The organism is Streptomyces sp. NPDC000151, from assembly GCF_040301705.1.
In the GTDB taxonomy this organism is placed as follows: domain Bacteria; phylum Actinomycetota; class Actinomycetes; order Streptomycetales; family Streptomycetaceae; genus Streptomyces.
The window spans coordinates 1-17,329 of sequence record NZ_JBEPFC010000153.1 but is presented as its reverse complement, the minus strand read 5'-3'; the positions used below and the strand labels follow the sequence as shown (position 1 = coordinate 17,329).

Below are 17,329 nucleotides of genomic sequence, written 5' to 3'. Positions count from 1 at the left end.
GCCGAGCTGCTCCTGGTGATCGAGTGCGGGATCGGCACCATCGTCTGGCGGCGCGAGGCCACCGGGCACCGGCTCCTGAAGGCGTTACTCGCGGCGGCGGCCCCGAGACCGGCGTCCTGACCAGGGGCCGGAGCGGCAGCGGCCGGGTGGGAAGCCCGCCGGGCGGCCATTGCGGCACCTACGATCCCCGCGTTGTTCTGAAGCTGCGCAGGCACGATCTCGGCCCTGACGCCTTCGATCAGCGGCAGGAATTTCGCGGCCTTGCGGCTCACCCCGCCGCCGATCACGAACAGCTGGGGCGTGAAGAGCATCTCGACGTGCCGGAGGTACTTCTGCAGCCGGGGCGCCCACTCGTGCCAGCTCAGGTCCTCCTCGTCCTTGACCCGGGTCGAGGCGCGGGTCTCGGCGTCGTGACCGTCCAGTTCGAGGTGGCCGAGCTCGGTGTTGGCGACCAGCTGCCCGTCGGTGAAGACGGCGCTGCCGATGCCGGTGCCCAGCGTGAGCATGATGACCGTGCCCATACGGCCGCGGGCGGCTCCGAAGTGCATCTCGGCGAGCCCGGCCGCGTCCGCGTCGTTCAGTACCGTGACCTCGCAGCCGCCGGCCTCGCCGCCGAGCCGGGAGGTCAGCAGGGCGGCGGCGTCGGTGCCGATCCAGGACTTGTGGACATTGGCGGCCGAACGGGTCACCCCGCCCGTCACCACCCCCGGGAACGTCGCCCCCACCGGCCCCGACCAGCCGAAGTGCTCCACCACCTGCTGGACGCCGTCGGCGACCGCCTCCGGGGTGGCCGGGTGCGGGGTGAGCACCTTGAAGCGCTCCTCCGCCAGCTCGCCGCGTTCCAGGTCCACGGGGGCACCCTTGATGCCCGAACCGCCGATGTCCACGCCGAATACGTTCATGGGGAAAGGCTAGGCGCGCAGCGGCCGGCTCACCCCTCAAAGGGGCGAGCCGGCCGCAGAGAGTCTCAGGGACCGCGGTGGATCAGTCCTCCGTCTTGGATCATTCCTCCGTCTTGCGGTGGATCAGTCCTCCGTCGCCGCCTTGGCCTCCGCGCGCAGGTCGCGGCGGAGCTCCTTGGGCAGCGAGAAGTGGATGGACTCGGTGGCGGCGGTGACCGTCTCCACGTCCTCGTACTCGCGCTGCGCCAGCCACTCCAGTACGCCCTCGACGAGGACCTCGGGGACCGAGGCGCCGGAGGTGACGCCGACCGTGCCGACGCCTTCCAGCCACGCCTCGTCGATCTCCTCGGCGCCGTCGACCAGGTGCGCGGCCTTGGCACCGGCGCCGAGCGCGACCTCGACGAGACGGACGGAGTTCGAGGAGTTCTTGGAGCCGACGACGATGACGAGGTCGGCCTCGGCGCCCATCTGCTTCACCGCGATCTGGCGGTTCTGCGTGGCGTAGCAGATGTCGTCGCTGGGCGGGGAGAGGAGGTTGGGGTAGCGCCCCTTGAGGGCGTCGACCGTCTCCATGGTCTCGTCGACCGAGAGGGTGGTCTGGGAGAGCCAGACGACCTTGTCCGGGTCGCGGACGTCGACGTTCTGCACGTCCTCGGGGCCGTCGACCAGGGTGATGTGGTCGGGGGCCTCGCCGCTGGTGCCGATGACCTCTTCGTGGCCCTCGTGGCCGATCAGGAGGATGTCGTAGTCCTCCTTGGCGTAGCGGACGGCTTCCTTGTGGACCTTGGTGACCAGCGGGCAGGTGGCGTCGATGGTGGCGAGCTTGCCGCGCTTGGCCTCGTCGTGGACGGCCGGCGCGACACCGTGCGCGGAGAAGATGACGATGTTGCCCGGGGGCACTTCCTCCGTCTCCTCGACGAAGATCGCGCCCTTCTTCTCCAGCGTCTTGACCACGTATTTGTTGTGGACGATCTCGTGGCGCACATAGACGGGCGCGCCGTACTGCTCCAGGGCCTGCTCGACGGCGATGACGGCTCGGTCCACGCCGGCGCAGTATCCGCGGGGGGCGGCGAGGAGGACGCGGCGGGAAGTCGGGGTGGTCATGGTCCCCATCGTACGGGTCGGGGTGGCGGCGAACGGAAGGCCTGGCCAGGGGTCGGGACCTGGCGTTACGGGGGCATATATCGGTACGGCAGGGCGGCTTGCCCGAAACGGCGGGACGGCCGACGATCATGTGAGGCCGCCGACCGCCGTCGGCCCGTTCGTCCTGCAGAGGTGTCCGCCATGTCCCCAACCGCCGAGCCGCAGCCCCCGTCCGGCGGCGTCCCCGATCCCGACGGCGGCGCCGGTACCGACAGCGGCTCCGGCGCCACCCTGGCCGCCGGGGGCCGGCTGAAGCGGTCCCTGTCCTTCCGGGATCTGATCGTCTACGGCCTGCTCTTCATCGCCCCGATGGCGCCGGTCGGCATCTTCGGCACGCTCCAGGCCAAGTCGCACGGCGCGATCACCCTCGTGTACGTCGTCGCGACCATCGCGATGGCCTTCACGGCGTACTCGTACGCACAGATGGTGCGGGTCGCGCCGCAGGCCGGCTCGGTCTTCACCTACGCCCGGGTCGGCCTGGGCGAGGGCGCGGGCTTCGTCGCGGGCTGGATGGCGATGCTGGACTACCTGCTGATCCCGGCGGTGGCGTACCTCTTCTCCGGGATCGCGCTGCACTCCCTGGTGCCGTCGGTGCACCAGTGGATCTGGACGGCGGTCGCGGTGGTCGTCACCACGCTGCTGAATCTGTGGGGGGTACGGACCGCGGCCGTGGTGGGCTTCCTGGTGCTGGCCATGGAGATCCTGGTGCTGGTGGTCTTCGTCGTGGCGGCGGTGTGGGTGCTGGCGACGGACGGCGCGCAGCGCGGCTGGTCGGTGCCGTTCACGGGTGAGGGCGGCTTCTCGACGAGCGCGGTGCTGTCGGCGGTGTCGGTGGCGGTGCTGTCGTACCTGGGCTTCGACGCGATCGCCGCGTTCGCGGAGGAGGCGTCCGGGGGCGGGCGGCGGGTGGCCCGGGCGGTGCTGACCTGCCTGGTGGTGGCGGGGGTGCTGTTCGCCGTGCAGACGTACCTCGCGGCGCTGCTCGCGCCGATGTCGGCGGCCGAGCTGGCGGCGAAGCCGGCCGAACAGGGCGACGCCTTCTACGCGACGGCGAACGCGGCGGCCGGCGAGTGGCTGCAGAAGCTGGTCGCGGCGAGCAAGGCGATCGGCGCGGCGTTCGCGGCGCTGGCCGGGCAGGCGGCCGCCGGGCGGCTGCTGTTCGCGATGGCCCGGGACCGGCGGCTGCCGGGGGCGATGGCGAAGGTGGACGCGGGGAGCGGGGTACCGCGCCGGGCGCTGCTGGGCGCGGCGGTGGTCACACTGATCGCGGCCGTGTGGGCGGCGCGCCGGGACGACGGCCTGGACCACCTGTCCTCGATCGTGAACGTCGGCGCGCTGACCGCCTTCGGGCTGCTGCACGCGTCGGTGATCGGCTACTTCTGGCTGCGCAAGCGGGCCGCGTCACAGGGTGTACTGGCCCACCTGATCGTCCCGCTGCTGGGCCTGGCGGTGGTGGTCGCGGTGATCGTCGAGGCGTCGCCCACCGCCCAGGTGGTCGGCGGGGCGTGGCTGGTGGTGGGGCTGGTGGTACTGGCTGCGCAGTATGCGAAGCGACGCGGCGCGGCGCGGACGGACTGAAACTGCGGCTCGGGCGAGCTGACGGGCGGCACCGGCCGCCCGTCAGTCCCCGCCGATACCCTCAGGGAATGGCTCTACAGACGTCCGCAGAGACCCCCATCCCGGTCGGCGAGGTGTCGCGCCTCATCGGCGGGTGGATCGACCGGCTCGGCGCGGTGTGGGTCGAGGGGCAGATCACCCAGCTCTCCCGGCGGCCCGGCGCCGGCGTCGTCTTCATGACGCTGCGCGACCCGTCGCACGACATCTCGCTGAGCGTGACGTGTTACCGCCAGGTCTTCGACAAGGTCGCCGACGTGATCAGCGAGGGCGCCCGGGTCGTGGTGCACGCGAAGCCGGAGTGGTACGCGCCGCGCGGCCAGCTCTCGCTGCGGGCCGCCGAGATCAAGCCGGTGGGCGTCGGCGAGCTGCTGGCGCGGCTGGAGATGCTGAAGAAGGCGCTGGCCGCCGAGGGGCTGTTCGCGGCGGAGCGCAAGCGCCCGCTGCCGTTCCTGCCGCAGCTGATCGGGCTGGTGTGCGGTCGGGCGAGCGCGGCCGAGCGGGACGTGCTGGAGAACGCCCGGCACCGCTGGCCCGCCGTCCGCTTCGAGGTGCGGAACGTCGCGGTGCAGGGGGTGCACGCCGTACCGCAGGTGATCGAGGCGGTGCGGGAGCTGGACGCACGGGCGGACGTGGACGTGATCATCGTGGCGCGGGGCGGCGGCAGCGTGGAGGACCTGCTGCCGTTCTCCGACGAGCAGCTGGTGCGCACCGTGGGCGAGGCCCGTACGCCCGTCGTGTCGGCGATCGGGCACGAGCCGGACAGCCCGCTGCTGGACCTGGTCGCCGACCTGCGCGCCTCGACGCCGACGGACGCGGCGAAGAAGGTCGTACCGGACGTGGGCGAGGAGCTGGTCCGCATCCGGCACCTGCGCGAGCGGGCGCTGCGCTCGGTGACCGGCTTCCTGGAGCGCGAGGAGCGCGGCCTCGCGGGCGCGCTGAACCGCCCGTGCATACGGGAGCCGCACCGCATGGTGGAGGCCCGCGAGGAGCAGGTCACCGCCCTGCTGGAGCGCGGCCGGCGCACGCTGGGCCATCTGCTGGACCGGGCCGACTCCGAGCTGTCGCACACCCTCGCGCGAGTGGTGGCGCTCTCCCCCAAGGCGACGCTGGAGCGCGGTTACGCGGTACTGCAGCGCTCCGACGGCAGCGCGGTCCGCTCCCCCGAGGAGGTCGGCGCGGACGAGGAGCTGCGGGCCCGGGTGGCCGAGGGCGATTTCACGGTCCGCCGCGTGGACGGCGGCGGCGCCGTTCCCGACGGCGCTGTCACACCCCCCGCTTAGGCTGGGCCCCATGGCCAAGGCGAAGACGGACACGGGCATGGACACGGACGGCGAAGCCGGTACAGAGGCGGCGGGCGCGCCGGACGTGACGTCCACGCTCGGGTACGAGCAGGCGCGGGACGAGCTGATCGAGGTGGTCCGCAGCCTGGAGGCGGGCGGCACGACGCTGGAGGAGTCGCTCGCGCTGTGGGAGCGCGGCGAGGAGCTGGCGAAGGTGTGCCGGCGCTGGCTGGACGGCGCCCGGGCCCGGCTGGACGCGGCGCTGGCGGAGGAAGAGCAGGCGGAGGAGTAACCCCCTCACGGGTATGTGAATCGGGTCTCAACGCCCGCGTTTTAGTTTAAGGTTAACCTATCGACGTTAAAGTAGAAGCTGTACGACCGGACCGTTCCCGGCCCGGAACCACCACGAATCACCGAGGTGCCCTCCATGACTCTCGCCCTTGACGCCGCCGCTGCTGACCTCCTCTTCCGCGAGGCCCAGACCGCCAACACGTTCACGGACGAGCCGGTCACCGACGAGCAGGTACAGGCCATCTACGACCTGGTGAAGTTCGCCCCGACCGCCTTCAACCAGTCGCCGCTGCGCCTGACGCTGGTCCGCTCCGAGGACGCCCGCAAGCGCCTCGTCGAGCACGCCATGGGCGCCAACGGCCCGAAGACGCTGTCGGCCCCGCTGACCGTCGTCCTCTCCGTGGACCTGGACTTCCACGAGAAGCTGCCGACGCTGTTCCCGCACGCCCCGGGCATCAAGGACACGTTCTTCTCCGAGGCGGCGGCGCGCGAGGTCGCCGGCACTCAGAACGCCACCCTGCAGGCCGGTTACTTCATCCTCGGCGTCCGCGCCGCGGGCCTGGCCGCCGGCCCGATGACCGGCTTCGACTTCACCGCCATCGACAAGGAGTTCTTCGGCGACGGCAAGCAGAAGTCCTTCATGGTGATCAACATCGGCAAGCCGGGCGCGGACGCCTTCTTCCCGCGCTCCCCGCGCCTGTCCTTCGAGGACGCCGTCACCACCGTCTGAGCCACGGCCGCACGGTTCACCGCGTACGCCATCGCGTACGACAAGAGGCCGCCGCACCCACTCCGGGTGCGGCGGCCTCTGCCGTATGCGATGACGCCGCCGCTTCTCGTCTACTTCTCGTTCTTCGCCTTGAGCGCGCCCGCCAGCTCCGCGAGGCCGTCATAGGACGCGGTGCCGGTGACGACCGTGGTGTGGCCGGACTCCTTGTGCACGAGGGCCTTGTACGTGTCGCCCTTGTACTCGTCCCAGCGGGCGCCGTCGACCTGCCGGCTGCCGCCGGCCGGGGTGGCGTCCAGCGTGACCTTCTTGACGTACTCGCGGGCCGGCGCGTCGCTCTGCTCGACCGCCGCGTACTGGCCCTTCGGGTCGAGGAAGCCCAGGTGCCAGGCGCCGCCCTTGCCGTCGCTGCTCGCCTCGTACGAGACGGAGGTGGCACGCCAGCCCTTGGGCAGCCCCTCGGGCGCGGCGACCGGATACGGTGCCGCGCGCCGGGCGGTCGCGAGCTCCACGCGGTAGCCGACCGTCTTCACCGCGCTGTTCTCGGCGCCCTTGCTGTCGTCGTGCGGGATGAAGAAGTAAATCGCCGCGACGACCACGCCGATCACCGCCATCGACAGGACCATGTCCCGCACCGTCTGCTTGCCTCGCATACCAGCCACGCCCTCTATGGTCCCCCATGCCGGGTACGAGCCGGACAAGGCCCCCACCCACCGCACCCTGTCCGGCTTGCGGTGCTCATCCGTGGGCCCCTCTGCTCATTTTCTCGACATAGCGATAAGGTCAAGCGAACCCTCACCTAACCGGCCGTCGCCGTACAGAAAGGTGCGCTCCGATGACCGAGCATCATCTGCCGTCCCAGCTCGAGGTCAGCCCCGAAGCCCCCGACCGCAACCTCGCCCTGGAACTCGTCCGGGTCACCGAGGCCGGCGCCATGGCCTCGGGCCGCTGGGTCGGCCGTGGCGACAAGAACGGCGCGGACGGCGCCGCGGTCAAGGCCATGCGTGCCCTGATTCACACCGTCTCCATGAACGGCGTGGTCGTCATCGGCGAAGGCGAGAAGGACCAGGCGCCGATGCTGTACAACGGCGAGCGCGTGGGCGACGGGACCGGCCCCGAGTGCGACGTGGCCGTGGACCCCGTGGACGGTACGACGCTGACGGCCAAGGGCATGGCCAACGCGGTCTCCGTCATGGCCGTCGCCGACCGCGGCTCCATGTTCGACCCGTCCGCCGTCTTCTACATGGACAAGCTGGTCACCGGCCCCGAGGCCGCCGACTATGTCGACATCAACGCGCCCGTCGGCGTGAACATCCGCCGCATCGCCAAGGCGAAGAAGTCCAGCCCCGAGGACGTCACCGTCGTCGTACTGGACCGCCCCCGGCACGACGGCATCGTCAAGGAGATCCGCGAGGCCGGCGCCCGCATCCGGTTCATCGCCGACGGCGACGTGGCCGGCGCGATCATGGCCGTGCGCGAAGGCACCGGCGTGGACCTGCTGCTGGGCATCGGCGGCACGCCCGAGGGCATCATCACGGCCTGCGCGATCAAGTGCCTGGGCGGCACGATCCAGGCCAAGCTGTGGCCCAAGGACGCCGAGGAGCGGCAGCGGGCGCTGGACGCGGGCCACGACCTGGACCGCGTCCTGCACACCGACGACCTGGTCAGCGGCGAGAACGTGTTCTTCGTCGCCACCGGCATCACCGACGGCGAACTGCTGCGCGGCGTCCGCTACCGCGCGGAGACCGCCACCACCCAGTCGCTGGTAATGCGCTCCAAGTCCGGCACGATCCGGCAGATCGACTCCGAGCACCGGCTCTCCAAGCTGCGCGCCTACAGCTCGATCGACTTCGAGCGGCCCAGCTGAGACGCCGCCCGGCAGACCGACGGCCCGGTGCCCCGCCGCGAGAACGGCGGGGCACCGGGCCGTCGGTCGTACCGTTCCTACGGACTTCAGCCCGCGGCCGGCATCCGGGCCGAGCGCTGCAGCTCGGCGTCGCGGCGCCGGCGACGGGCCAGCACGACGCGGCGCTCGGCGGCGGTCAGGCCGCCCCAGACGCCGTACGGCTCGGGCTGGAGCAGGGCGTGCTCCCGGCACTCGATCATCACGGGGCAGCGGGCACAGACCCGCTTCGCGGCTTCCTCCCTGGCCAGCCGGGCGGCCGTCGGCTCCTTCGACGGCGCGAAGAAGAGTCCCGCCTCGTCCCGTCGGCACACCGCCTCGGAGTGCCAGGGTCCCGCCTCGTCCCTGGCGGGCACTCGCTGGGCGGGCACGACGGCGGCCTCCTGCAGGGGCTGATGCGGTAGCAGCACGGTCTACTCCTGACGACGGCTCGGCGATTTCAGTCACCACTTGCCCGTCTCGCTGCGCACGACGTTTCGCACACCCCGCAGCCGTACGAGAGACGATGCACCAGCCCTACCCGCTGTACGCGGCTCTATGCACACCGTGGCGTACGCGTTGAAAGCAGCGTCGGATGCGGCGGCCCTTACAGGTGCGCCTTACATGTGTGCTTTACATGTGCCGGTGCCGCCGTTCCCTGTGGTCCCGCATCCGGCCGTGCATCCGGGCGTGCAGATCGCCGATCCACTTGCCGCGCTTCGGCTTGGCTTCGATGCTGCCGAGCAGCGCGAAGCCGTTGACCGTGATCACCGGTGCCGCCGGGTCGTCCGTCTCGTACGTCTCGGCCTCGAAGGCGCCGAGGACGCCGGAGCCGCCGCCGCGCAGCGTGACGTTCTCCGGCACCCGGATCTCCACGCTGCCGAAGACGGAGACGGCGTTGATGTGCAGGTGCTGCTGCGTGAAGAGCGCCTCGGTCAGGTCGATCTCCACCGCGCCGAAGACCGCCACCGCCGTCAGCCGCGCCGGCGCCCGCCAGCGGCCTTTGCGGACCGCCGAGCTGAAGACGCCGATCAGGCTGGTGGCCGACAGGCCGGCGGGCGGACCGGCGGGCGGCTCCGGGGCGTACGCGGACGCCGTCCGGTGCGCGTCCGCCCGCTCCCGCGCCGCGGGCAGGTCGCGGATCAGCGGCTCCAGCTCGCCCATGGTCTTGGCGCGGTAGACGCCGTCGATGCGCTCGGCGTGCTCCTCGGCGTCCAGCCGGCCCTCGGCCAGCGCCTCGCGCAGGATCGCCGCGATGCGGTCCCGGTCGGCGTCCGAGGCCCGGATCGCGGCCTCGGCGGGCGGGGCCTGCGCGGGCTTGGTGAGATCCACGGATGCGGGGCGCTGTCCCCCGTTGTCAGATGCGTCCACATCCGTAGCGTAGCGAAACGCGATAGATCGCGACCAGAGGACGGCGCCAGGGAGCTCAGCCCTCCGGGCAGAACCGCTGCGGGCCGTCCAGGCCGCGGCCGGTGGCCTGGACGCAGCCGCCGGGCAGGCCGCGGTAGGCGTCGCTGCCGAAGTTGGCGGTGATCTTCAGCGCGTCCCGGCCGCCGAACGTGGTCTGCTGCACCTGGTGATCGGCGGTGAGCGTCCGGAAGTCCGTCATCGCCTCGGTGCCCGCGGCCTTCTGGATACCGGCGAAGAAGCGCTGCATGGCGGCGATCTCCTTGCCGTGCGCGTCCAGCACCTTGCTGTCGAGCGCCAGGTTGACCGGGGTGTTGTAGAGCATGGCGAGCAGCGCGCGGTCCCGCTTCTGCTCCGGCAGCTTGTAGAGGGAGAGCTCCCAGCGGTCGGTGCTGACCACCGAGTCGTGCAGCACCGTCTCGTACAGCGGCACCCGGTACGCGGGGTCGAACATGGCACGCGCGACGGACTTGTCGAGCGTGACGGGCTTGAAGAAGAAGCCGGGCCGCTCCTTCGGCCAGTAACCGCCGAAGGTCTTCTTGTCGCGCTCGGCCGTCCAGAGCCCGTCGTGGACCGGCGTGCTGGAGCCGTGGCTGAAGTCGATCACCTGGTTCGCCCAGGAGCCGGCCGACTCCGAGCCGAGGACGTACGGGCGGCCGCCGGTGAGCGCGCCCCCGGACACCCCGCGCATCCGCTGCAGGCGGTTCGCGCGGTCCTCGGCCTGCGTCATCGGGTGGCCCGGCGTGTGGTCCCGGAAGAGCTCGCCGGTGGCGTCGACGTCGAGGAAGTAGCTGTTCACGCCGTTGGCCGTCATGCTCTTCGTGCGGTCGGCGAGGTAGTGGTGCTGCGGCTCGGCGTCGGCGAGCGCCTGCGAGCTGAGGTAGCAGCCGCGGCCGCCGAAGCCGCCGGCCGGCTTGCCGTCCGCGTCGTGCACGCAGCCGTCCGGCCACACCCGGTCCGGCCACTTCGCGACGCTGGTGTCGGCGCTCTTCGGGTCCTGCGCGTTGTCCCAGCTGTCGTACGGGCCGACGAGGTAGCCCGCCTTCTTGGCGGCGGCTACGGCCTGCTTCGACATGGGGTCGCCGTCGGCGTCGTAACCGAGCCACATGCGGGAGATGCCGAGCTTCTTCAGCCGCTCGACGGTCTCCGGGGTGCGGCCGTCGCCCCAGAGGTACGCGTGCGGGGCGCCGATCAGCTTGGCGGTCTCGGGGTTCTCGCGGATCTTGCGCTTCAGGCTGCCGAGCTGTCCCTTCGAGGCGAGGTACGCGCGGTAGTCCTTGGCCGCCGCGACGGGCGAGCCGTCGGTCAGCGAGAAGGCCACCGTGTAGTCGTCCGTACCGTCCGCGCGGCTGAAGTCGTGGCCGGCCGCGGTGCGCAGCTCCCCGCCCTTCGAGACGAACCGCAGGTGGGTGCCCAGGTCGGTGGGGACGATGGTGCTGACGCCGTGACCACCCGCCGTGGTGCCCCAGAAGGGCATGGTCAGATCCTTGAGGTCGATGCCGTCCGCGGTGGTCAGGCCGGCTTCCTCGGAGTTCCAGAAGGTGTCGGCGGCGGGGACGCGCAGGCCTTCGCCGCGCGGCAGCTCGTAGGCGGCGTCCTTGGACTGTCCGGCGCCCGCCGCCGGCCAGGCGATGCTGCCGTCCTTCTTGGCGTGCATGTCCACGACGAGCCGCCCGTCGCGGGCGGCCACCGAGACGGTGAGCCCGCGGTCGGGGTAGGACCAGCTCGCCGAGGTGGCGCCGTGGCGGGAGACCGGGGTCGGGGTGCCCAGCGACTCCGCCGCCGCGGCGGAGAGCACGGATTCCGTACCGCTCGCCGTACGGGCGGTGATCCGCAGCGTGCGGGGATCCACGTGTGCTTCGCCGCCCTTGATCCGCAGGGCGACCGTCCCGGCGTCGTCCGAGGGCCCGGCGTACGCCTGCAGCGCGGTGAACGTGCTCGCGGTCAGCGCGGTCCCGGCCAGCGCGGCGAGCGCGGCCCGCCGCTTGCGGGAACCTGTCGCGGCTTTCAGGAAACGTGTCATGCGACGGCACCCTGCAGATGATTTCTAAGCGAGTTGTGAGAACGGGAACTGAGCCTTACCTCACAGCGGCGGGCCGCGCGCGGCGTTCTAGGCTGTTGAGGCTGCCGTTGATGACAGCGAAGTCACCGTCGAGTGAGGATTGGCCGCAATGCCCGTTTCTTCCCGCCCTGCCCTCCCGGCATTTGCCTATACCGACCTTCTGCCCACGGGCGAGGACAAGACCCCCTACCGCCTCATCACGAAGGACGGCGTCAGCACCTTCGAGGCCGACGGGCGCACGTTCCTGAAGGTCGAGCCCGAGGCGCTGCGCAAGCTGGCGGAAGCGGCGATCCACGACATCCAGCATTACCTGCGCCCCGAGCACCTCGGCCAGCTCCGGAAGATCATCGACGACCCCGAGGCCTCGGGCAACGACAAGTTCGTCGCCCTGGACCTGCTGAAGAACGCGAACATCGCGGCCGCCGGCGTGCTCCCGATGTGCCAGGACACCGGCACCGCGATCGTCATGGGCAAGCGCGGCCAGAACGTGCTCACCCAGGGCCGCGACGAGGAGGCCCTGAGCCGCGGCATCTACGACGCGTACACGAAGCTGAACCTGCGGTACTCGCAGATGGCCCCGCTGACCATGTGGGATGAGAAGAACACCGGCTCGAACCTGCCGGCCCAGATCGAGCTGTACGCGAACGACGGTGACGCGTACAAGTTCCTCTTCATGGCCAAGGGCGGCGGCTCGGCCAACAAGTCCTTCCTCTTCCAGGAGACCAAGGCGGTCCTCAACGAGGGCTCCATGATGAAGTTCCTGGAGCAGAAGATCCGCTCGCTCGGCACGGCCGCCTGCCCGCCGTACCACCTGGCGATCGTGGTCGGCGGCACCTCCGCCGAGTACGCCATGAAGACCGCGAAGTACGCCTCGGCGCACTACCTCGACGAGCTGCCCGCCGAGGGCTCGCCGACCGGCCACGGCTTCCGCGACAAGGAGCTGGAGGAGAAGGTCTTCGAGCTGACGCAGAAGATCGGGATCGGCGCGCAGTTCGGCGGCAAGTACTTCTGCCACGACGTGCGCGTGGTGCGTCTGCCCCGGCACGGCGCGTCCTGCCCGGTCGCGATCGCGGTGTCCTGCTCCGCCGACCGCCAGGCCGTCGCGAAGATCACCGCCGAGGGCGTCTTCCTGGAGCAGCTGGAGACCGACCCGGCGCGCTTCCTGCCGGAGACCACGGACGAGAACCTGACCGAGGGCGCGGGCGCCGACCTGGACGCCGTCGCCATCGACCTGAACCGGCCGATGGACGACGTCCTCGCCGAGCTGACCAAGCACCCGGTCAAGACCCGGCTGTCGCTGACCGGCACGCTGGTCGTCGCCCGTGACATCGCGCACGCGAAGATCAAGGAGCGGCTGGACGCCGGCGAGGAGATGCCGGAGTACCTGAAGAACCACCCGGTGTACTACGCGGGCCCGGCCAAGACGCCCGAGGGCTACGCCTCCGGCTCGTTCGGCCCGACGACGGCCGGCCGGATGGACGCGTACGTCGAGCAGTTCCAGGCGGCCGGCGGCTCGAAGGTCATGCTGGCCAAGGGCAACCGCTCGCAGCAGGTCACCGACGCCTGCCACGCGCACGGCGGCTTCTACCTCGGCTCCATCGGCGGCCCGGCGGCCCGGCTCGCCCAGGACTGCATCAAGAAGGTCGAGGTCCTGGAGTACGAGGAGCTGGGCATGGAGGCGGTCTGGCGGATCGAGGTCGAGGACTTCCCGGCGTTCATCGTCGTGGACGACAAGGGCAACGACTTCTTCACCGACCCGGCCCCGGCGCCGACCTTCACCAGCATCCCGGTGCGCCAGGGCGCGTAACGCCCCGGCCCGTCCTCCGGAACTCCCGGCTCCCAGCTGTGGTGATCAGCGCTCCGGCGGCGCACTCTGAGAAGAGGGACCGCTGGAGGTGAGCCACCATGCAGACACACACGCTGGTCGGCTGGCACATCGAGATGGAATTCGCGGAGGACGGCGACCGCACCAGGGCCGCCGCCCTGGTACGGCTCGGCGACGGCACGGAATGCCGCGGCCACGGCCGCGCCGACCGCCACCCCACCGACCCGGAACAGCTCCGGGTCGGTGAGGAGATCGCGGGCGCACGGGCGCTCATGGACATCGCCGGACAGCTGATGGACAAGGCGCACGAGGAGATCGACGAGGTCGTGGGGCATCCGACGCACCCGCTGCGGTGGGCGGCGCTGGACGACTCGCGGGACGAGGCCCGCCGCGCCCGCGAGTGGTGACGCGCCGGAGCGGCGCCGCCGGAAGGCCCGGAGCGCCGCATTCGCCGAATCGGATCAGTACCCGGGAACAGATGTCCGTCCCCGGGTACTGACATAGGCATGAGCGACAACGGCACATCCTTGAGCACCTCGGGCGACTTCCGGATCGAGCACGACTCCATGGGCGAGGTGCGGGTCCCCGCCGGCGCGAAGTGGCGGGCCCAGACCCAGCGCGCCGTGGAGAACTTCCCCATCTCGGGACAGCGGCTGGAGCGGGCGCACATCGAGGCGCTGGCCCGGATCAAGGCCGCGGCGGCGAAGGTCAACGCCGAGCTGGGCGTGGTGGAGGCGGACGTCGCGCGGGCGATCCAGGACGCGGCCGCCGAGGTCGCCGAGGGACGCTGGGACGACCACTTCCCCGTCGACGTCTTCCAGACCGGCTCCGGCACGTCCTCCAACATGAACACCAACGAGGTGCTGGCCACCCTCGCGACCGAGCGGCTGGGCCGGGACGTGCACCCCAACGACGACGTCAACGCCAGCCAGTCCTCCAACGACGTCTTCCCCTCCTCGATCCACATCGCGGCGACCGCCGCCGTGACCGCCGACCTGATGCCGGCCCTGGAGCACCTGGCGGCCGCGCTGGAGCGCAAGGCCGAGGAGTTCAAGGAGGTGGTGAAGTCGGGGCGGACGCACCTGATGGACGCCACGCCCGTGACCCTGGGCCAGGAGTTCGGCGGGTACGCGGCGCAGATCCGGTACGGCGTGGAGCGGCTGCAGGCGTCCCTGCCCCGGCTCGCCGAACTCCCGCTGGGCGGCACGGCCGTGGGGACCGGCATCAACACCCCGCCCGGTTTCGCCGCCGCGGTGATCGCGGAGGTGGCGCGGGCCACCGGGCTGCCGCTGACCGAGGCCCGCAACCACTTCGAGGCGCAGGGCGCGCGGGACGGCATCGTGGAGACCAGCGGCCAGCTGCGGACCGTCGCGACCGGCCTCACGAAGATCGCCAACGACCTGCGCTGGATGGCGTCCGGGCCGCGTACCGGCCTCGCGGAGATCACGCTGCCGGACCTCCAGCCCGGCTCGTCGATCATGCCGGGCAAGGTCAATCCGGTCATTCCCGAGGCGGCCCTGATGGTGGCCGCACAGGTGACGGGGAACGACGCGACGGTCGCCGCGGCGGGCGCCGCGGGCAACTTCGAACTGAACGTGATGCTGCCGGTGATCGCCAAGAACGTCCTGGAGTCGGTACGACTTCTGGCCAATGTGGCGCGGCTGCTGGCGGACCGTACGGTCGACGGGATCACCGCCAACGCCGAACGGGCCCGGGAATACGCCGAGTCCTCCCCTTCCGTCGTCACCCCGCTCAACAAGTACATCGGGTACGAGGAAGCGGCGAAGGTGGCCAAGAAGTCGCTCGCCGAGCGGAAGACCATCCGCGAGGTGGTGATCGAGTCCGGATACGTCGAACGCGGAGCGCTGACCGAGGCCCAGCTGGACGAGGCGCTCGACGTGCTGCGCATGACGCATCCGTGACGGTCGCTGCGGCCCATGTCACGGCGGTGCGCCGGTTACGCGCCAAGAGCCTGTGTCATGCCCCCGGTCGGATCAGCGAACGTCGTCTGGTGCGTGCTGTCGCAAGGCGCCGGAGCGTCTTCGTAGCGGAGCTACGTGGGCGTTTCGGCAACGCCGCGAGAGTGCGTGCCAGGCGGCGGGCGCCCGGCCGGGGGCGTGACACAGGCTCTAAGATCTGCGCATGACAGCGGATACGGTGGAGACCAGGGACGGCCATGCGTCCGGTACCGCGCGCTGGGCGCCGGGCGAACACATTCTGTGGCGCTATCGCGGCAACGCCACCGACCGCTTCCACATCTGCCGGCCCGTCACCGTCGTCCAGGACACCGACGAGCTGCTCGCCGTCTGGATGGCGCCGGGCACCGACTGCGTGAAGCCGGTGCTCGCGGACGGCACGCCGGTCCACCGCGAGCCGCTGGCCAGCCGGTACACCAAGCCGCGGCGCATGGTGCGGGACCGCTGGTTCGGCACCGGCGTGCTCAAGCTCGCCCGGCCCGGGGAGCCGTGGTCGGTGTGGCTCTTCTGGGAGCGCGGCTGGCGGTTCAAGAACTGGTACGTGAACTTGGAGGAGCCGCGCCGCCGCTGGTCCGGCGGCGTGGACTCCGAGGACCACTTCCTGGACATCGCGGTCTACCCGGACCGGCACTGGGAGTGGCGGGACGAGGACGAGTTCGCGCAGGCGCAGGCGGACGGGCTGATGCCGGCCGCGCAGGCCGAGGAGGTACGCGCCGCGGGCCGGGCCGCGGTGGAGCGGATCACCGCCTGGGGCGCGCCGTTCGCGGACGGCTGGGAGCACTGGCGGCCCGATCCGCAGTGGCGGCTGCCGGTGCTGCCGGACGACTGGGACGGGCGCGGGGCCCCTCCCCCACGTGACAGCGCCGCATGACCGGCGTCTCATGACCGGCACCGCATGACCCGCGCCGCATGACCGGCCGCCAAAAAGCGGCCGCTTGTGCGAAATCCGCACCCGCGAGAGGGAAGAGTTCGGCTTCCGAGTCGGCGGAACCGCCCGAAATGCAGGGACTTCGGGGAACATGCGTTCCCTTTTAAACCATGCTCAGGGGCGAGCCCCCTTGCTGCACACCACTGGTTCAAACGTAGGATCGTCCTCCGCAAGAGGGCGCAAGAAGGCACAGACGCAACTCCAGAACTGGAAACCGAACTTGACCGCGGTCGCAGGAGGGGCGGGGTCGTGAGCGACAGCTACGACGGGTACGAGGGCCTGAACCGGTTAGCACTGGACCGGGCCGGGCAGGCCGAGGCGTTCAACGCGATCGCCGCGACCTACGACAGCGCGTTCCCTCACAAGGAGGGGCAGCGCGCCGCCGGTGCCTGGCTCGCCGCCGCGCTGCCGGACGGCTCCCGCGTGCTGGACGTCGGCTGCGGTACGGGCCTGCCCACCGCCGCCCAGCTGTCCGGCGCCGGCCACCGGGTCGTGGGCGTCGACCTCTCCGCCACCATGATCAGGTCGGCCCGGGAGAACGTTCCGTCCGCCGAGTTCCACCACCTCGACCTCGCGGACCTGCGGGACGGCCGGCTCGGCGGTCCCGGCTCCTTCGACGGCGTTGCCGCCTTCTTCTCCCTGCTGATGCTGCCGCGCGCGGAAATCCCGTACGCGCTGCGGATGCTGCACTCCTTGCTGCGGCCCGAAGGGCTGCTCGCCCTGTCGATGGTCGAGTCCGACGTGGACGACTACCCGATTCCGTTCCTGGGCAACACGATCCGGGTATCGGGTTACCTGCGGGACGACTTGCGCCATGTCGTGCGCGACGCGGGTTTCGAAGTCACCGGGGAGGACTCGTATGCGTATGCCCCGGCCAGTACGGACGTGCCACCCGAAATCCAGCTCTTCCTGCACCTGCGACGCGCTTGAGACGCAGCGCGCCAGGCGCGCAGCCCCGGACGGATGGAATCCCACGCGTGACGGAGCACCCCACCTCCCACCAGCCGCGACCGGCACCCCTGCCGGCCGCGCCCCCGGCCATGCCGCCGCGGGGTCTGCCGGAGACGACGGCGCACGGCGCCGCCGATCCGCGCGAGGCCCTGCAGCGGCCCGTCGGCCCAGCCCCTGCCGATCTCCCCGGCTCCGGCCTGCCCGGACCCGGTCTGCCCGGCTCCGGGGCCGCGGGACCGCCGGGGCGCACCACCGGTGGTCCCGGTGAGCTGCCCGCGCCCCCGGGGCGCGGCGGGAAGAAGCGCCGGCGGCCGCGGGACCGGCGGACCGCCGACGCC

General features: G+C 71.4%; 16 protein-coding genes and 1 pseudogene. 11 read left to right on the top strand and 6 right to left on the bottom strand.

Going from position 1 to position 17,329, the window contains the following annotated elements:
- Positions 1–902 (bottom strand): polyphosphate--glucose phosphotransferase (gene ppgK / locus ABT381_RS29940; protein WP_502965725.1); only part of this gene is annotated, 902 nt, incomplete at its 3' end.
- Positions 903–1,025: 123 nt separating this feature from the next.
- The gene (locus tag ABT381_RS29935) at positions 1,026–2,015 is read right to left on the bottom strand and encodes a 4-hydroxy-3-methylbut-2-enyl diphosphate reductase (protein ID WP_351599710.1); all 990 of its coding nucleotides are present in this window, start codon (positions 2,013–2,015) and stop codon (positions 1,026–1,028) included.
- Positions 2,016–2,186: 171 nt separating this feature from the next.
- Here ABT381_RS29935 and ABT381_RS29930 point away from each other — a divergent pair, with 171 nt between their 5' ends.
- The 4 genes from ABT381_RS29930 (at position 2,187) to ABT381_RS29915 (ending at position 5,963) form a co-directional block, all read left to right on the top strand.
- Complete coding sequence (locus ABT381_RS29930) at positions 2,187–3,623, top strand: APC family permease (RefSeq protein ID WP_351599709.1); 1,437 nt, start codon at positions 2,187–2,189, stop codon at positions 3,621–3,623.
- 68 nt (positions 3,624–3,691) lie between these two features.
- The gene (gene xseA / locus ABT381_RS29925) at positions 3,692–4,942 is read left to right on the top strand and encodes an exodeoxyribonuclease VII large subunit (protein WP_351599708.1); all 1,251 of its coding nucleotides are present in this window, start codon (positions 3,692–3,694) and stop codon (positions 4,940–4,942) included.
- 10 nt (positions 4,943–4,952) lie between these two features.
- Positions 4,953–5,234, top strand: coding sequence for an exodeoxyribonuclease VII small subunit (locus tag ABT381_RS29920; RefSeq protein ID WP_351599707.1), 282 nt, complete (start codon positions 4,953–4,955; stop codon positions 5,232–5,234).
- A 135-nt stretch (positions 5,235–5,369) separates the two neighbouring features.
- Positions 5,370–5,963: a malonic semialdehyde reductase gene (locus ABT381_RS29915; RefSeq protein ID WP_351599706.1), complete on the top strand. Its 594-nt coding sequence runs from the start codon at positions 5,370–5,372 to the stop codon at positions 5,961–5,963.
- A gap of 110 nt (positions 5,964–6,073) precedes the next feature.
- On the opposite strand, the gene ABT381_RS29910 is transcribed toward ABT381_RS29915, so the two are convergent.
- Positions 6,074–6,586, bottom strand: a complete 513-nt coding sequence (locus tag ABT381_RS29910; protein WP_467754788.1) for a DUF4245 domain-containing protein — start codon at positions 6,584–6,586, stop codon at positions 6,074–6,076.
- A gap of 209 nt (positions 6,587–6,795) precedes the next feature.
- Here ABT381_RS29910 and glpX point away from each other — a divergent pair, with 209 nt between their 5' ends.
- Positions 6,796–7,827 carry a class II fructose-bisphosphatase gene (gene glpX, locus ABT381_RS29905; RefSeq protein ID WP_351599705.1) on the top strand — a complete coding sequence of 344 codons (1,032 nt, stop codon included), beginning with the start codon at positions 6,796–6,798 and terminating at the stop codon, positions 7,825–7,827.
- A gap of 86 nt (positions 7,828–7,913) precedes the next feature.
- Here the strand turns inward: glpX and ABT381_RS29900 are convergent, their stop codons facing one another.
- From ABT381_RS29900 to ABT381_RS29890, 3 genes are all read right to left on the bottom strand, one after another.
- Positions 7,914–8,273: a WhiB family transcriptional regulator gene (locus ABT381_RS29900; protein ID WP_351599704.1), complete on the bottom strand. Its 360-nt coding sequence runs from the start codon at positions 8,271–8,273 to the stop codon at positions 7,914–7,916.
- A 202-nt stretch (positions 8,274–8,475) separates the two neighbouring features.
- Positions 8,476–9,213, bottom strand: coding sequence for a DUF1707 SHOCT-like domain-containing protein (locus ABT381_RS29895; protein WP_467754783.1), 738 nt, complete (start codon positions 9,211–9,213; stop codon positions 8,476–8,478).
- 55 nt (positions 9,214–9,268) lie between these two features.
- A complete protein-coding gene (locus ABT381_RS29890; protein ID WP_351599703.1) occupies positions 9,269–11,272 on the bottom strand; it encodes a glycoside hydrolase in 2,004 nt (667 codons plus the stop codon).
- Positions 11,273–11,420: 148 nt separating this feature from the next.
- Between ABT381_RS29890 and ABT381_RS29885 the strand changes: the two genes are divergently transcribed.
- From ABT381_RS29885 to ABT381_RS29860, 6 genes and pseudogenes are all read left to right on the top strand, one after another.
- Positions 11,421–13,118 carry a fumarate hydratase gene (locus tag ABT381_RS29885; RefSeq protein ID WP_351599702.1) on the top strand — a complete coding sequence of 566 codons (1,698 nt, stop codon included), beginning with the start codon at positions 11,421–11,423 and terminating at the stop codon, positions 13,116–13,118.
- Positions 13,119–13,216: 98 nt separating this feature from the next.
- The gene (locus ABT381_RS29880; RefSeq protein ID WP_351599701.1) at positions 13,217–13,543 is read left to right on the top strand and encodes a DUF1876 domain-containing protein; all 327 of its coding nucleotides are present in this window, start codon (positions 13,217–13,219) and stop codon (positions 13,541–13,543) included.
- A 99-nt stretch (positions 13,544–13,642) separates the two neighbouring features.
- Positions 13,643–15,058, top strand: coding sequence for a class II fumarate hydratase (locus tag ABT381_RS29875; RefSeq protein ID WP_351599700.1), 1,416 nt, complete (start codon positions 13,643–13,645; stop codon positions 15,056–15,058).
- Between the two features lie 220 nt (positions 15,059–15,278).
- Positions 15,279–15,983 carry a cytidylyl-2-hydroxypropylphosphonate hydrolase gene (fomD, locus tag ABT381_RS29870; protein WP_351599699.1) on the top strand — a complete coding sequence of 235 codons (705 nt, stop codon included), beginning with the start codon at positions 15,279–15,281 and terminating at the stop codon, positions 15,981–15,983.
- A 306-nt stretch (positions 15,984–16,289) separates the two neighbouring features.
- Positions 16,290–16,970, top strand: a complete 681-nt coding sequence (locus tag ABT381_RS29865; RefSeq protein ID WP_351599698.1) for a class I SAM-dependent DNA methyltransferase — start codon at positions 16,290–16,292, stop codon at positions 16,968–16,970.
- Between the two features lie 47 nt (positions 16,971–17,017).
- Positions 17,018–17,329: pseudogene (locus tag ABT381_RS29860) on the top strand (hypothetical protein); the annotation flags it as partial.

Coding starts and splice junctions, on each gene's coding strand:
- ABT381_RS29935 (WP_351599710.1), bottom strand. CDS start 2,015: ATGGGGACCATGACCACCCCGACTTCCCGCCGCGTCCTCCTCGCCGCC.
- ABT381_RS29930 (WP_351599709.1), top strand. CDS start 2,187: ATGTCCCCAACCGCCGAGCCGCAGCCCCCGTCCGGCGGCGTCCCCGAT.
- xseA (WP_351599708.1), top strand. CDS start 3,692: ATGGCTCTACAGACGTCCGCAGAGACCCCCATCCCGGTCGGCGAGGTG.
- ABT381_RS29920 (WP_351599707.1), top strand. CDS start 4,953: ATGGCCAAGGCGAAGACGGACACGGGCATGGACACGGACGGCGAAGCC.
- ABT381_RS29915 (WP_351599706.1), top strand. CDS start 5,370: ATGACTCTCGCCCTTGACGCCGCCGCTGCTGACCTCCTCTTCCGCGAG.
- ABT381_RS29910 (WP_467754788.1), bottom strand. CDS start 6,586: ATGGTCCTGTCGATGGCGGTGATCGGCGTGGTCGTCGCGGCGATTTAC.
- glpX (WP_351599705.1), top strand. CDS start 6,796: ATGACCGAGCATCATCTGCCGTCCCAGCTCGAGGTCAGCCCCGAAGCC.
- ABT381_RS29890 (WP_351599703.1), bottom strand. CDS start 11,272: ATGACACGTTTCCTGAAAGCCGCGACAGGTTCCCGCAAGCGGCGGGCC.
- ABT381_RS29885 (WP_351599702.1), top strand. CDS start 11,421: ATGCCCGTTTCTTCCCGCCCTGCCCTCCCGGCATTTGCCTATACCGAC.
- ABT381_RS29880 (WP_351599701.1), top strand. CDS start 13,217: ATGCAGACACACACGCTGGTCGGCTGGCACATCGAGATGGAATTCGCG.
- ABT381_RS29875 (WP_351599700.1), top strand. CDS start 13,643: ATGAGCGACAACGGCACATCCTTGAGCACCTCGGGCGACTTCCGGATC.
- fomD (WP_351599699.1), top strand. CDS start 15,279: ATGACAGCGGATACGGTGGAGACCAGGGACGGCCATGCGTCCGGTACC.